Raw genomic sequence first — 14,077 nt, 5'->3', positions numbered from 1 at the left:
GCTCAGGCCGACGCGGACGCCGGCTGGTCCGATTGCGCGGGGGATTCCGGGCCGGTCTCCGGGCGCAGGCCCAGGCGCTCGAACAGCGCGAGGTCGTGGTTCTCGCCGGGGTTTGGCGTGGTCAGCAGGGTGTCGCCGTAGAACAGCGAGTTGGCACCGGCGAGGAAGCACAGGGCCTGCATCTCGTCGGACATCTCGGTGCGCCCGGCGGACAGGCGCACGTAGGAGGCCGGCATCAGGATGCGGGTGGCCGCGATGGTACGCACGAACTCCAGCGGGTCGAGGTGCTCGATGCCGTGCAGTGGCGTGCCCTCGACCTGGATCAGCTGGTTGATCGGCACCGACTCCGGGTGTTTTGGCAGGTTGGCCATCTGCTGCAGCAGCCGGGCGCGATCGCGGCGCGACTCGCCCATGCCGAGGATGCCGCCGCAACAGACGTTCATGCCCGCCTCGCGTACGTGCTCCAGCGTTTCGAGGCGATCGTCGTAGGTGCGCGTGCTGATGATGTGACCGTAGAACTCCGGCGAGGTGTCGAGGTTGTGGTTGTAGTAGTCCAGTCCCGCCTCGGACAAGCGTTTGGCCTGCTCGGCCTTCAGCATGCCGAGGGTCATGCAGGTCTCGAGGCCTTCGTCCTTGACTGCGCGGACCATCTCGATCACGCGCTCCAGGTTCTTGTCGGTGGGGTTGCGCCAGGCCGCGCCCATGCAGAAGCGGGTCGCGCCCTGGGCGCGAGCGTTGCGGGCCGCCTCCAGCACCTCGTCCAGCGGCAGCAGGCGTTCGCGCTCGATCTCGACCTCGTGGTGCGCGCTTTGCGGGCAGTAGGCGCAGTCCTCGGGGCAGGCCCCGGTCTTGATCGACAGCAGCGTGCTCACCTGGACCGCGTTCGGGTCGAAGTGCTCGCGGTGGACGGTCTGCGCGCGGAAGATCAGGTCATTCAGCGGCAGGTCGAGCAGGGCCTCGACCTCGTCGGTGTTCCAGTCGTGGCGGGGCGTGCTCATAGATGATGTTCCTTGTCGGCTTCGGCGGGGATCTCGACGTCCGTCCAGGGCTCGCGATAGATATTGAACAGGGCGTAGATCGTCCACGGCAACAGGATGGCGGCGGCGATCGCCCAGTAGGCGCGGTAGTAGTTCAGATCCGGCGGAAAGAAGGTGGCGACCCCGATCAGCAGGCCCATCAGGGCGTAGTAGCGATAGGCGGCCCACTGCGTGAAGTGGCCGACGCGGGGATCGGGGTGGTGCTTGTTCAGGGCGTAGACCAGCATCGAGCCGCCAAACCACAGTACCAGCGGCACGATGCCCATGATCGCGGCGATGATGAAACCGACCCCGACGCCCTCGCTGCTCACCAGGAACAGCGGGATGCCGGCAATCGACACGCTGATCAGGTTGCCGATATCGAACATCGACGCGGCGCGCCGCGAGCTGCGCCCGGAGACGGTCCTGGTGGCCATGGTCTACCCTGCATGCAAAAAGCAGAGCATACCATTATGGCCCCGGACCCTTCATTGCGACCCGTTTCCAGGCGGTCTCCGGCCGCGCGCTTGAGGGCCCGGGCTGCGGCCTGTGTCGACTGGCTGGGGGAGGCTCTGTACCCCGGTCAGTGCGGACTGTGCCTGGCCCCCGGTCCGGCGATCTGCGCGGATTGCCGGGCGGATCTTGCGCCGCTCGCGCACCCCTGCCCCACCTGTGCGTTGCCCCTGCCGGTCGCCGGCGTATGCCCGGCTTGCATCCGCCGAGCGCCGGTCCTGGATGCACTGCATGCCGGCTGGGCCTATGCCTGGCCGCTGGATCAGCTGATCCTGGCCTACAAGCACGGCGCCAATGCACGGGCCGAACGCATCCTCGCGGCCCTGGCGGAGCAGGTGGCGGGCCGTCTGGTGGGCGAGAACGGCGATCCGCCCGATCGGGTGCTCCCCGTGCCGCTGCATGGCAGGCGGCTGCGCGAGCGGGGTTTCAATCAGTCGGACTACCTGGCGCGGCGTGTGGCGGGGGTGCTGGATGTCCCGCTGGATACCCGCGGACTGCGGCGCATCCGCGCGACCGGGTCGCAGCAGGCGCTGGGTCGCAAGGCGCGGCGGCGCAATGTCCACGGTGCGTTTGCCTGGGACGGTTCGAGCCTCGCCGGGCAGCATGTGCTGGTGGTGGATGACGTGGCGACCACGGGCGCGACGCTGGCCGCACTGGCCGAAGTGCTGCGCCGCGAGGGTGCCGCACGGGTGGAGGGGCTGGTCCTCGCGCGCGCCTGAGGGTGTGCGCGCTCGGGATTCAGGCCCCCAGGTGGTGGTCGGCAATCATCGCCAGAAGGATGACGGCGCCCAGGTAGTGGTTGTTTTTGAAGGCGCGCAGACAGTCGGCGGGTTCGCGTTCGAAGATCAGGAACTGCTGGTAGAACATCAGCATTGCCACCACCACGAGCCCGGCGGTGTAGTAGCCACCGAAATCGGCGTGCTGGCCAACAAGATAAAGCCCCAGCCACACCAGCACCTGCAGCCCGCCGGTAATCAGGCGGTCCAGTTCGCCGAAGGCGATGGCCGTGGATTTCACCCCGATCTTCAGGTCGTCTTCGCGATCCACCATGCCATAGAAGGTGTCATACACCACCGTCCACGCCAGCACGGTTACGAACAACAGCCAGGCCACTTCGGGCGGGTGCTCGCCGGTGACGGCGGTGAACGCCATGGGCACGGCCCAGGCAAAGGCGGCGCCGAGATGGACCTGCGGGAAGTGGTGGAAACGCTTGGAGAACGGGTAGGTGCCGGCCAGTGCCACCGCCACCAGGGAATACAGGATGGTCAGTACATTGGTGAACAGCACCAGGACGAAGGCGACCACGCTGAGGGCCACGAAGGTTCCCAGCGCCTCGCGCGGGGTGATGGTGCCGAGCGCCAGCGGCCGGTCGCGGGTGCGCGCCACGTGTCCATCGAAGTCGCGGTCGGCGTAGTCGTTGATCGCGCAGCCCGCCGAGCGCATCAGTACCACGCCGGCGGCAAAAATGAAGATCAGGTAGGCCGGCGGCCAGCCCTCGGCCGCCACCCACAGGGCCCAGAAGGTGGGCCACAGCAGCAGGTAGATGCCCACCGGGCGATCCAGCCGGATCAGGCGGGCGAGTTCCCACAGGCGTTCGCGCTCGGTCATGGCGGCCAAGCTTACCAGCCTTGTTGCGGAAGGGGCCCGCGGCCGTGCGAGTTGATCAGCGTCTCCCTTGGCGTCCTTGTGGGGGCGTTACAGGTGCGCCTCCAGCCAGCCATCCAGGTCAGCGGGCTCCACCTCGCCACGATGGGTGTCGAGGATGGTGCCGTCACGGTCGATCAGGACGGTGTAGGGCAGGGCGCCGATGCGGTTGCCGTATTCCCGGCCGATCGCGACCGCGTCGTCCTGGCCGATCAGTACCGGGAATTCGATGCCGAAATCGTCGACGAAATGCTGCGTGGCTGTCTGTTCGTCCACGGCGACCGCGACGATGGTAAAACCATCCTTGCGGTTGGCATCAAAGGTGTGCTGGAACAACGGCATCTCCTTCTTGCAGGGCGGGCACCAGGTGGCCCAGAAGTTCAGCACGATCAGGTCGCCGTCCCACTCACTGAACTGGCGTTCTTCACCGGCGAGGTCGGGCAGGGTGAAGTCGATGCGTTGATTGCCCTGGGTCGCCTCGGCGGCGACCTCGGTGGCCGCGTTGGCAGAGGTTGCCCCGGCGTCCATCTCGGGTTCCGGGTCACCACAGGCGGTCAGGATCAGGGCGCTGGCCGTGGCGACCACCACCCCTGCGAGTGTGTGCTTGCGGTTTTTCATGGCGTCACCCCGATGGCGCTTTCCACGTGTGCCAGGAAGCGGTCGGCATTCAGATAGCCGACATTGCGGTAGTTGCGCAGCTCGTTGCCGTCGGTGTCATAGAAGATCATGGCCGGCGGCCCGAACAGGTTGAAGTGACGCATCAGGTCGCGGTGCTCGGAGGTGTTGTCGGTCACGTCGGCCTTCAGGAGGTGCACGTCGCCCATCGCTCGGAGCACGCGCGGGTCCTGGAAGGTGGTGCGGTCCAGACGCACGCAGTCCACGCACCAGTCGGCGTAGAAGTCGAGGAACACGGACTGACCGTTTTCGCGGGCCCGTGCGACTTCGCGCTCCACGTCCTCCAGGCTGTCGATGTAGGTGAACTCCATCTCGGTCGGCCCGGACTGCTCGCCCGTGGCCGTCACCGCGGGCTGGTTGAACGTGGCCAGCGGGCGGAAGATGTCCTTGCCGCCGGTCGCCGCGCCGAGCATCAGCAGCACGCCGTAGATCAGGATCACCACACCCAGGCCCTTCCACAGGCTGTACCAGCCGGAGGCATTGTCCGGCAGGGTCCTTAGTGCGCCCATGTATACGGCGGTCACGATCAGCAGGATCGCCCACAGGAACATCGCGACCTCGCCCGGGATCACCCGTTCGAGCAGCCAGATGCCGATGGCCAGCAGGCCGACCCCGAACACCGCCTTGATGGTATCCATCCAGGGACCGGCCTTCGGTAGCAGGCGACCGGCGGAGGTGCCGATGACCAGCAGCGGCGCACCCATGCCCATGCTCAGCGCGAACAGCGCGATCCCGCCCAGCACCGCATCGCCAGTGTGGCTGATGTAGAGCAGCGCCCCGATCAGCGGTGCGGTCACGCAGGGGCCGACGATCAGGGCGGAAAGGAAGCCCATGATGCCGGCGCCGACGTAGGTGCCGCCTTCCTGCTTGTTGCTGATCTGCGAAAGTTTGCTCTGCACGCCGGCCGGCATCTGCAGCTCGTAGAAGCCGAACATCGACATCGCCAGCGCGATGAAGATGGCCACGAAGGTCCCGATAATCCAGGGGTTCTGGAAGGCCGCCTGCAGGTTGGCACCCGCCAGGCCCGCGAATACGCCGGCAATGGTGTAGGTCAGCGCCATGGCCAGCACGAACACCAGCGAGATCAGGAATGCCTTGCGTGTGGTCAGGTTCTTCTGCCCGATGATGATGTTCGACAGGATCGGGATCATCGGGAACACGCAGGGGGTGAAGGTCAGCAGCAGCCCGAAGCCGAAGAAGGCCAGGGCCACCAGCCAGATCTGGCCGTCTGCCAGCTGGGCCGCGATGCGGTCCTGCTGGGTGACCGGTGCCGCGGCCTCGTCGTCTTCCGCAGCCCCGTCGCCGGTTTCCGGCAGGGCGTCGGTGTCGGCCTCGGCGGCCAGATCGGCAGCAAAGGAGACCGAGACCTCCTGGGTCAGTGGCGGGTAGCACACGCCGGCGTCGGCGCAGCCCTGGTAGTCGATCGCCAGCGTGATCTCGGAGACGTCATCCGCGTCGCGCAGGACCGGAACCAGGATCTCGACCTGGCCCCGGTAGACCTGGCTCTCGCCAAAGAACTCGTCTTCCTGGAGCTCGCCGTCCGGTGGGTTGACCGGCCCCAGCTCGATGCCATCGCCCTCGGCGATGCGCACATCCAGCTGCTCACGGTAGAGATAGTAGCCCTCGGCAATGTCGAAGCGCAGGATCGCCGCGTTCTGGCTGATCGCCTCCAGCGAGGCGGCAAAGGCCTTCTCCGGTTCCAGCAGGTCATCGGCGGCGCCGAGGTCGCCGGACAGGTTGCCCAGGTCACCCAGCGCGCTGCGTTCTTCCCCGGCATCTTCGTCCACGCGGGTCTCGCCATTGCCGCTGGGCAGGCCAGGCAGCTCGATGGACACGGTCTGGAAGTGCGGCGGGTAGCACACGCCCAGGTCCGCGCAGCCCTGCGAGCGCGCGGTCAGCTCGATGCTGGTGCTGTCGGCCGCCTTGATCGGCAGCTCCACCTGCACCTGGCCGCGATAGGTCTCGACGCGCCCGAAGAATTCGTCCTCCTTGACCTCGCCATCCGGGATCTCGGCCTCGCCCAGTTCCAGCCCGTCGCTTTCGGGGGTGAAGTCGAACTGCTCGCGGTACATGTAGTACTCGTCCGCGATGTCCCAGGTCAGCCGTACCGTGTCGGCGTCGATCGCCTCGGCGCTCAGGGCGAAGGCGTCATCCGGGTCCAGCAGGTCGTCCTCGAAGAGGGCATGCGTGAGTCCCGGGGCCAGCAGGAGTGCGACCAGCAGGGTTGCCAGCCAGGTGCGCGGATTCATGAGGTGCATTGCGTTATCCAGTCCAGGTAATCGGGCAGCCCGCGTTCAATCGGCAGGGCGATGATCTCGGGTGTGTCGTAGGGGTGTTGTTCAGCCAGCTGGGTCTGAAGATCGTTCAGGCGCGCGGGCGAGGTCTTGATCAGTAGAGTGACTTCGGAGTCGGTTTCGATATTCCCTTTCCACATGTAGACCGAGCGTCCGGGCGGGAGGATATGCACGCACGCGGCCAGACCCTGCTTCACCAGGGCGCCGGCCAGGCTGTCAGCCGTGTCCGGTTCGTCGAGTGTGGTAATGACCAGCCAGGCGCGGGCGCTGGATGGCGATTGCTCATTGCTCATGTATCAGGAGTCCCGTTCGATCCGTGCGGGCTGACCCGGGCGCAGTGGAGTGTCGTCCATCGGAGAGAATTCGACCTCGACGCGGTAACCCCGCTCGGGCTCGTCGCTGGTCGGCTCCCAGCCGATGGTCGCAATGGTGCCGGAAAGACGCTGGTCGCCGACTACGACCGTAACGGTCTCCCCGGGTTCCAGGTCGGCGGCGGTGGCGGCCGGGACGGTGGCCACGGCGCGCATCGGGTCGATGGTGCCAAGGATCGCCAGGACCGGCGGCAGCAACGCCGGATTGACGTACTGCCCCGTGTTGGCGTCGAGGCGCACCAGGCGCCCGCTGGCCGGGGCGCGGATGGTCGCGTCCTCGAGATCGGCGCGGATGCGGTCGCGCTGGGCGCGGGCCTCGGCCAGGCGGGCCGCGACGGTCGCGTAATCGATACGTGCCAACTCCAGTTCGCGGGCGGCGATCAGGGTCTGGTCGTAGAGATCCTCGGCCTTGTCGCGCTCGCGCTCGGCTTCGTCCAGCTCCATCTGCAGGCGTTCCATGGTCGCGCGGGCGGCGCGCAGGTCGGCATCGCTGCGCCGGGTATCCAGCCGGAACAGGACATCGTCGGCCTCGACCCGGTCGCCGGCGCGGGCTTCGATTGCCTCGATGCGGCCCGCGATCGGGGCAGTAATGCGGTGGCGCTCACCCCAGTCGAGTTGGGCCGCGAAGCCTTCCTCGGCCAGTAGAGGCATGGGTGCCAGGGCGAGCAGGGCCAGCAGGCCGCCGGTGGTCAGCAGGGATGGGACATGGAATACGCGGGGCATGGTCAGGTCTCCCGTCCGGTCGCCGGCGGTTGGGCGGCTCAAGGGTTTTCGTCCGTGGCGCGGAACGGGCTCAGCTCGTCGCGCCCGCTCAGCAGGGCCAGGCGCTCGTAGGCCAGGGCCAGTTGGAATTCGGTGCTTGCATTGAAGTGCGCCGCGGCGCTTTGCTGGACCATCGAGTCGCCCAGGTCGGCTTGGTCCTCGATGTCGTACAGGTAGCGCGCGCGGTCGATGTACAGCTCGCGGTAGTCCATGCGCCAGGCGGCCTCGTCGCGCTGGGTTCGTAGTGCGCGGATCTCGTCGTACAGCTCGCGCAGGCGGTTGCGCGCCTCGATGCGGGCCTCGCCCAGCTCGGCCTCGGCTCGATGGCGGGCGGCGACGGCCTGCCCGACCCGACTGTCGTGGCGGCGGCCTTCGTACAGCGGGATTTCCAGGACCAGGCCGGCGGCGAACGGGTTGCGATCGCTGCCGCCCAGGTCGCGGTGCCACCAGCCGGATTCGGCCTCGGCATACAGGCGCGGGCGCCGCTGCGCGCGCGAGGCCGCCACCTCGCGGCTGGCGGCCTCGACGTGGCGGCGCTCGGCCATCAGGCGCGGACTGGTGTTATCCAGTTCGGCGAGCAGCGCATCCAGTTCGGGCAGTTCGGGCAGATCCAGGGGCAGCATGGGGGCGAGTACGGTACGCACGCGCCGGTCCGGGCGGTTCAGGGCTTCGGCCAGCGCGGCCCGGGTGCGGGCCTGGTCCTGCAGGGCGCGGGTACGTTGCACGCGCAGGGTCTGGTATTCGGATTCCAGGCGGAAGACCTCGATGTCCGAGACCTGACCGCGCTGGTTGCGCTCCTCGGCCCGTTCCTTGGATACGTAGGCGGCGGCCATGGCCTCGGTGTCGCGGGCGAAGGCGAGATCTGCCAGCAGCACGTCGAAGTAGCGCTCGAGGACGTGGATGCGGTGACGGGCGTGGGTCAGTTCCTCTTGCTGGCGGGCGGCCTCGAGGCGCTGTTCGCCTGCGGATTCGCGCGCATGCGACTGCCCGAAATCGCTCAGCAGCTTGCGTGCGACGATGGAGGCGCGGGAGTCGTTGCGGCTGCGGTCGGCAATCAGGTCGTTGGGCTCGATCCAGCGAGCCTCGAGCCGCGCATCCACGCGCGCATCACGCTCGGCACGAGTCGCCTCCAGGGCGGCGCGGGCCTGTTCGCGGTCGGCGCGCGCCTGACGCACCCGGGGGTGCAGGGCGTCGACTCGTTCCAGGGCGTCACCCACCCGCATCGGGTTGGGCAGCGGGCCGAGGCCGGTTGCGCCGCCGGCTTCCTGGGCGGTCGCCGGCCCGGCCAGGGGCCACAGGAGAAGACTGGTCAGTAGCAGGCGAGCCAGGGGCCGCCGGCGTCCGGTGCAGGACGAGCGGGGGTGCATCGGCGACATCAGGCGTCGATCCTCGGGAGTGGCAAGAAGATGGGTTTAGCGACCGTCTTGCTCGCGCTTGAAGCGCGTGAAGTTCTGGTCCTTGTAATGCCCCTCGGCGACAAACTCGCCTAGCTGCAGGAATTCGCGGGAGTCGCGGGTGGCCCCGGTGAAGCGGGCGATCGGTTCGCCCTCGAGGTTGAAGAACTGGAACACCGGTGTGGCGCGCACCCGGTAGTCGCGGGTGGCCCAGTCCATCTGGGTTTTGGTCTCGCCCTCGAAGGTGACGATCTCGATGGCGCCCTCGACATCGACGCTGAACACCCGGAAGTGTTCGCTGAAGTATTCCTGGACCTCGGGCTGGTTGAGCACCTGATTCTTCATGCGGTGGCAGAACGGGCAGTCGGCCATCTCGAAGAAGATCAGGATGCCTTTCTTGCCGGCCGCGCGCGCGTCTTCCAGCTCTTCGGGGAACTCGCCGAAGGTCGGGTCGAAGAAGTGGTGTGTCGGATCGCGCGGGTCTTCGACCGCGGCGGTTGCCAGAGCGGGGACAAGGAAGGCCAGCAGGGCCAGCATCAGGATTGGATTACGCAACATGAGCCGTCACTCTCCGAATATGTAGATAGCCGTATGCACCAATGACGTGCAGGAGACTGGCTTAATTCCCTTTGCTGTGCAAGGACAAAAGGGGTGGGCTCCCCGCAGGTGCCTGGAGATTGGAGTGTCCGCGCATCAGCGGGGTTCCAATCGACACCACCCGGGGCGCATGTTCCAATAAACAGGCCTGATCTGCGGAACCCCTTCGATGCGCAACCCCCTCTTTCCCCTGTTTGTCTTTCTCGGTCTGGTGCTGCTCGAGATCTTCGGCTTCGCCTGGGTGGGCGATGCCGTGGGCGCCCTGATGACGGTGGTGCTGGTGATCGTCACGGCGGCGGCCGGGCTGATGTTGTTCCGATTGCAGGGCTTCTACCATTGGCGACGGCTGCAACAAAGCCTGGCGCGGGGGGAGGTTCCGGCGCGCGGGCTGGTCGAGGGCTGGCTGCTGATGTCGGCCGCCGTGCTGCTGTTGCTGCCGGGGTTCTTTACCGATGCCGCCGGCTTCGTGCTGTTGATTCCGCCGCTGCGGCGCTGGGCGGCTGCCGGCATCCTGCGCCGCGGCATGGTCCGCACGCGGACCGGTGGCCCTGGTGGGCCGCCGGGCGGCGGTACCATCGAGGGCGAATTCCGCCACCACGACGACCGCCCCGAGACGCCCGACGACCGTCTGGACCACGACGACCGTCGCTGATTCACGTTTCTGGCCCCGCTTTCGTAACGCGCGCTCTTGACTCGCCCTTGTGTGCCCCTATTATTAGCACTCGTCAGGGGTGGGTGCTAACAGGGTGCCCGCCCGACAAACCAATTTTCCTGTTTGAGACATTCTATTAAGGAGTTCGCGCCATGAACCTGCGTCCTTTGCACGATCGAGTCATCGTGAAGCGTATGGAAGAAGAACGCACCACCCCCGGCGGCATCGTGATCCCGGATTCCGCGGCCGAGAAGCCGATCCGTGGCGAAGTGGTTGCAGTAGGCAACGGCAAGATCCTGGACAACGGCGAAGCCCGTCCCCTGGACGTGAAGGCCGGCGACACGGTCCTGTTCGGCAAGTACTCCGGCACCGAGGTCAAGGTCGATGGCAACGAAGTCCTCGTGATGCGCGAAGACGACATCATGGCCGTCATCGAGGGCTGAACGCCCCGAACCGCGACCGTCTAACACGAATTTTCAGGAGTAGAACGAATCATGAGCTCTAAAGAAGTACGCTTTGGTACCGACGCCCGTACCCGCATGGCCAAGGGCGTGAACACCCTGGCCAACGCCGTGAAGGTCACCCTCGGTCCGAAGGGCCGCAACGTGGTCCTGGACAAGGCCTTTGGTGCCCCGACCGTGACCAAGGACGGCGTGTCCGTGGCCAAGGAAATCGAGCTGGAAGACAAGTTCGAGAACATGGGCGCCCAGCTGGTCAAGGAAGTCTCCTCGCAGACCTCCGACACCGCCGGTGACGGCACCACCACCGCGACCGTGCTGGCCCAGTCCATCGTCCGCGAGGGCATGAAGGCCGTCACCGCCGGCATGAACCCGATGGACCTCAAGCGCGGCATCGACAAGGCCGTGAAGGCCGCCACCGAAGAGCTGAAGAAGCTCTCCAAGCCGTGCACCGAGCACAAGGCGATCGCCCAGGTGGGCTCGATCTCCGCGAACTCCGACACCGCGATCGGCGAGATCATTGCCGATGCGATGGACAAGGTCGGCAAGGAAGGCGTGATCACCGTCGAGGAAGGCTCCTCGCTGGAAAACGAGCTGGATGTCGTCGAAGGCATGCAGTTCGATCGCGGCTACCTGTCGCCCTACTTCATCAACAACCAGCAGAACATGAGTGCCGAGCTGGAGGATGCCTACATCCTGCTGTTCGACAAGAAAATCGCGAACATCCGTGATCTGCTGCCGATCCTCGAAGGCGTGGCCAAGGCCAACAAGCCGCTGCTGATCATCGCCGAGGACATCGAAGGCGAAGCCCTGGCGACCCTGGTCGTCAACTCCATGCGCGGCATCGTCAAGGTCGCCGCCGTGAAGGCCCCGGGCTTCGGTGATCGCCGCAAGGCCATGCTGCAGGACATCGCCGTGCTGACCGGTGGCCAGGTGATCTCGGAAGAGGTTGGCCTGTCGCTGGAGAAGACCACGGTGGAAGACCTGGGCCGCGCCAAGAAGGTGCAGGTGACCAAGGAGAACACCACGATCATCGACGGCATGGGGTCCAACAAGGACATCAAGGGCCGCGTTGACCAGATCCGTGCGCAGATCGAGGAAGCGAGCTCCGACTACGACAAGGAAAAGCTGCAGGAACGCGTGGCCAAGCTGGCCGGCGGTGTGGCCGTCATCAAGGTCGGTGCTGCCACCGAGATCGAAATGAAAGAGAAGAAGGCCCGCGTCGAAGACGCCCTGCATGCCACGCGTGCGGCGGTGGAAGAAGGCGTGGTCCCCGGCGGTGGCGTGGCCCTGCTGCGTGCCTGCGCCGCGATCACCAAGCTCAAGGGTGACAACGACGAGCAGACCGCCGGTATCAACATCTGCCGTCGTGCGATGGAAGAGCCGCTGCGCCAGATCGTCTACAACTCCGGTGACGAGCCGTCCGTGGTCCTCAACCAGGTCCTGGAAGGCAAGGGCAACTACGGCTACAACGCCGCGAGCGGCGAGTTCGGCGACATGATCGACATGGGCATCCTGGACCCGACCAAGGTGACCCGTTCCGCGCTGCAGAACGCCGCATCGGTCGCTGCCCTGCTGATCACCACCGAGGCCATGATTGCCGACATCCCGAAGAAGGATGACGGTGGCGGCGCCGGTGGCGACGACATGGGCGGTATGGGTGGCATGGGCGGCATGGGTGGCATGGGCGGCATGATGTAATTCGCCGCTTTACCCGTGCATCGTTGATGTACCTAGGGACCCCGCTTCGGCGGGGTCTTTTTGTCTGACCGGTACCGTTTCCTGGGGTCCGAGTTCGGGTGCCAAATCCGCGGTTTCAGGAACCCTTAGCAGGGTTGTGTGTCTTCCGGAGTACAGCTTGCCGGAATGTCTCTGTGCGATTCGGGTTCTGTCTGTTGCAATATCGAAACAGGGCAGTCGAAAGTCACTGGATATTCGGAAATTTACGGAATGTGACGATGTTGTGATGTCGACACATAATTTGCGTTCCGATGCGTGCAAAACCCGAACTTGTGTGCCACTATCAGGGTACTGTAGGGGGCTTGGCGCAAGGAGCTCGCTGCTTTGGATTGCGGTCGCGGCGCGTACCATGGTGGTCGCGCGGTTCAACCCGGGTCCGACGTCTATTGTTTTTACAAGGAGGCTTTGCAATGAATCATAAGCTCGTTAAGAATCTTCTGGCCGCTTCCGTGGCCTCGCTGGTGCTCGGCGCCGCCGGGCAGGTTGTGGCGCAGGAACCGCCGGCCGCCAACGTGACCGACCGTAGCGGCAAGGTTGTGGTCGATCGCTCCGGTGAATGTGTGCGTACGCGCTCCTGGACGGAAGAAAACGTGAAGTTCCCGCATTGCGCGGGCTACATCGAAGAAGTTGCCGAGGCCCCCGAGCCCGAGCCGGCGGCTGCCCCGGCGCCGGAGCCGGAGCCGGAATTCACCACCACCACGCTGAGCGCCCAGGCCCTGTTCGACTTTGACAGCGCAGACCTGCGTTCCGAAGGTCGTTCCGCCCTGCGTGATCTGGCCCGCAGCCTGACCTCCGACGACGCCGAGTACAGCTCGGTGCTGGTCGAAGGCCACACCTGCACCATCGGCCCGGCCGACTACAACCAGGGCCTGTCCGAGCGTCGCGCCCAGGCAGTCACCGACTTCCTGGCCAGCGAAGGCGTGCGTGAAAGTGACATCCGCACCGTCGGCTACGGTGAAGACCGTCCGACCGCCGACAACTCCACCCAGGAAGGCCGCGAAGCCAACCGCCGCGTGGAAGTGACCTCCGACGTGCGCAAGCGCGCCGACTAAGGTCGCCGGCAAGACCCTGACCGCCGGTTCGCCGGCGCGTTGGAATCAGGCCCCGCTCCGGCGGGGCCTTTTTTGTGGGCAACTCGCGGGCGCCATTCGGCGGACCTTCGGCTCGGCCGGACGCGGAGGCGCGATTGCGGGCCCTTCAGCCTGCGTTAATGTGGCAGCCCTAGACTGGTTCCAAACACCCAAGGATCCATGATGACCATGAACCTGAATACGAACCTTCCCCGCTCCCCGTTCGGCCCGATGCTGCTGCGCTCCGGGGCCTTTTTGGTCGGCATGCTGCTGGCCACTGCGGTCGCGGCGGGCGGCGTAGAACGTTCAACGGACCTCCAGGCGCTGAGCGCCCAGGGTGATGGCAAGGCGACCGTGATCATGTTCGCGTCGAGTAGCTGTCCCTACTGTGATCGTGCCGAACAGCGTTATCTTGGCCCGATGACCGAGGACCCGGCTCTCCAGGGTGTGAACATCCGCAAGGTCATGCTGGATCGCCAGGAGGTGCGGGATTTCGATGGCACGACCAAGCTGGGGAGTGAGCTGGGTCGTGCCTACGGCGTGCGGGTGGTGCCGACGATCATGGCGTTCGATGCCGAGGGCCAGCCGGTCGGCCGTCCCCTGGTGGGCATCCCCAACGAGCAGCTCTATCGCAGCCAGATCCGGGTACGCATCGACGCCGCACGCAACGGCGCTCGCGATACTTCGAGCTAGCCGCTCGATCCTAGGGAGACGCTGATTGAATCGCACGTTCGCGTTGGTGCCCCCTGTTCCCCGATCCTGCGTTGCGCTGCTTGCGGGTAGAACCACTACCCGCTGCACGACGCGCCTTGTCTCGGAAAACAGGGGGCACCAACGCGAACGTGCGATTCAATCAGCGTCTCCCTGGCACCCGCAGAAAGCAACAAGGCC

15 protein-coding genes are annotated in these 14,077 nt (G+C 66.0%); 6 read left to right on the top strand and 9 right to left on the bottom strand.

Features of this window, described 5'->3' with window-relative positions; genetic code table 11:
* Window positions 1-2: 2 nt before the first annotated feature.
* Together bioB and D579_RS0108150 are read right to left on the bottom strand one after the other, a co-directional pair.
* Complete coding sequence (gene bioB, locus D579_RS0108155; RefSeq protein ID WP_018937323.1) at window positions 3-998, bottom strand: biotin synthase BioB; 996 nt, start codon at window positions 996-998, stop codon at window positions 3-5.
* Window positions 995-1,453 carry a hypothetical protein gene (locus tag D579_RS0108150; protein WP_024327561.1) on the bottom strand — a complete coding sequence of 153 codons (459 nt, stop codon included), beginning with the start codon at window positions 1,451-1,453 and terminating at the stop codon, window positions 995-997. The genes bioB and D579_RS0108150 overlap by 4 nt, the downstream gene beginning before the upstream one ends.
* Window positions 1,454-1,693: 240 nt before the next feature.
* On the opposite strand from D579_RS0108150, the gene D579_RS0108145 reads away from it, so the two are divergent.
* Window positions 1,694-2,248, top strand: a complete 555-nt coding sequence (locus D579_RS0108145) for a ComF family protein (RefSeq protein WP_018951662.1) — start codon at window positions 1,694-1,696, stop codon at window positions 2,246-2,248.
* A 19-nt stretch (window positions 2,249-2,267) separates the two neighbouring features.
* Here the strand turns inward: D579_RS0108145 and ubiA are convergent, their stop codons facing one another.
* The 7 genes from ubiA to D579_RS0108110 all read right to left on the bottom strand — a co-directional run bounded on the left by ubiA (window position 2,268) and on the right by D579_RS0108110 (window position 9,227).
* Window positions 2,268-3,137 carry a 4-hydroxybenzoate octaprenyltransferase gene (gene ubiA / locus D579_RS0108140; protein ID WP_018951661.1) on the bottom strand — a complete coding sequence of 290 codons (870 nt, stop codon included), beginning with the start codon at window positions 3,135-3,137 and terminating at the stop codon, window positions 2,268-2,270.
* Between the two features lie 87 nt (window positions 3,138-3,224).
* On the bottom strand, window positions 3,225-3,791 hold the full coding sequence (locus tag D579_RS0108135; protein WP_018951660.1) for a TlpA disulfide reductase family protein: 567 nt from the start codon (window positions 3,789-3,791) through the stop codon (window positions 3,225-3,227).
* Window positions 3,788-6,106 (bottom strand): protein-disulfide reductase DsbD, encoded by a 2,319-nt coding sequence (dsbD, locus tag D579_RS0108130; protein ID WP_018951659.1) that lies wholly within the window; start codon window positions 6,104-6,106, stop codon window positions 3,788-3,790. Before dsbD ends, D579_RS0108135 begins: the two co-directional genes overlap by 4 nt.
* Window positions 6,094-6,435 carry a divalent-cation tolerance protein CutA gene (gene cutA / locus D579_RS0108125; protein WP_018951658.1) on the bottom strand — a complete coding sequence of 114 codons (342 nt, stop codon included), beginning with the start codon at window positions 6,433-6,435 and terminating at the stop codon, window positions 6,094-6,096. Before cutA ends, dsbD begins: the two co-directional genes overlap by 13 nt.
* Window positions 6,436-6,438: 3 nt before the next feature.
* Window positions 6,439-7,236: an efflux RND transporter periplasmic adaptor subunit gene (locus tag D579_RS0108120; RefSeq protein ID WP_018951657.1), complete on the bottom strand. Its 798-nt coding sequence runs from the start codon at window positions 7,234-7,236 to the stop codon at window positions 6,439-6,441.
* 38 nt (window positions 7,237-7,274) lie between these two features.
* A complete protein-coding gene (locus tag D579_RS0108115) occupies window positions 7,275-8,651 on the bottom strand; it encodes a TolC family protein (protein ID WP_018951656.1) in 1,377 nt (458 codons plus the stop codon).
* 36 nt (window positions 8,652-8,687) lie between these two features.
* Window positions 8,688-9,227 (bottom strand): thioredoxin family protein, encoded by a 540-nt coding sequence (locus D579_RS0108110; protein ID WP_018145208.1) that lies wholly within the window; start codon window positions 9,225-9,227, stop codon window positions 8,688-8,690.
* Window positions 9,228-9,435: 208 nt separating this feature from the next.
* Here D579_RS0108110 and D579_RS0108105 point away from each other — a divergent pair, with 208 nt between their 5' ends.
* The 5 genes from D579_RS0108105 to D579_RS0108085 all read left to right on the top strand — a co-directional run bounded on the left by D579_RS0108105 (window position 9,436) and on the right by D579_RS0108085 (window position 13,879).
* Window positions 9,436-9,918, top strand: coding sequence for an FxsA family protein (locus D579_RS0108105; protein ID WP_018145209.1), 483 nt, complete (start codon window positions 9,436-9,438; stop codon window positions 9,916-9,918).
* Between the two features lie 152 nt (window positions 9,919-10,070).
* Window positions 10,071-10,361 carry a co-chaperone GroES gene (groES, locus tag D579_RS0108100; RefSeq protein WP_018145210.1) on the top strand — a complete coding sequence of 97 codons (291 nt, stop codon included), beginning with the start codon at window positions 10,071-10,073 and terminating at the stop codon, window positions 10,359-10,361.
* Window positions 10,362-10,412: 51 nt separating this feature from the next.
* Window positions 10,413-12,077, top strand: coding sequence for a chaperonin GroEL (gene groL, locus D579_RS0108095; RefSeq protein WP_018175630.1), 1,665 nt, complete (start codon window positions 10,413-10,415; stop codon window positions 12,075-12,077).
* Between the two features lie 449 nt (window positions 12,078-12,526).
* Window positions 12,527-13,168: an OmpA family protein gene (locus D579_RS0108090; protein ID WP_018168992.1), complete on the top strand. Its 642-nt coding sequence runs from the start codon at window positions 12,527-12,529 to the stop codon at window positions 13,166-13,168.
* 201 nt (window positions 13,169-13,369) lie between these two features.
* Complete coding sequence (locus D579_RS0108085) at window positions 13,370-13,879, top strand: thioredoxin fold domain-containing protein (RefSeq protein WP_018937311.1); 510 nt, start codon at window positions 13,370-13,372, stop codon at window positions 13,877-13,879.
* Window positions 13,880-14,077 lie beyond the last annotated feature (198 nt).

Origin of the sequence: Thioalkalivibrio sp. AKL12 (genome assembly GCF_000377925.1) — a bacterium.
In the GTDB taxonomy this organism is placed as follows: Bacteria; Pseudomonadota; Gammaproteobacteria; order Ectothiorhodospirales; family Ectothiorhodospiraceae; genus Thioalkalivibrio; species Thioalkalivibrio versutus.
Note: the sequence above shows the minus strand (reverse complement) of the source record. Positions and strands in the feature narration are given on the sequence as shown.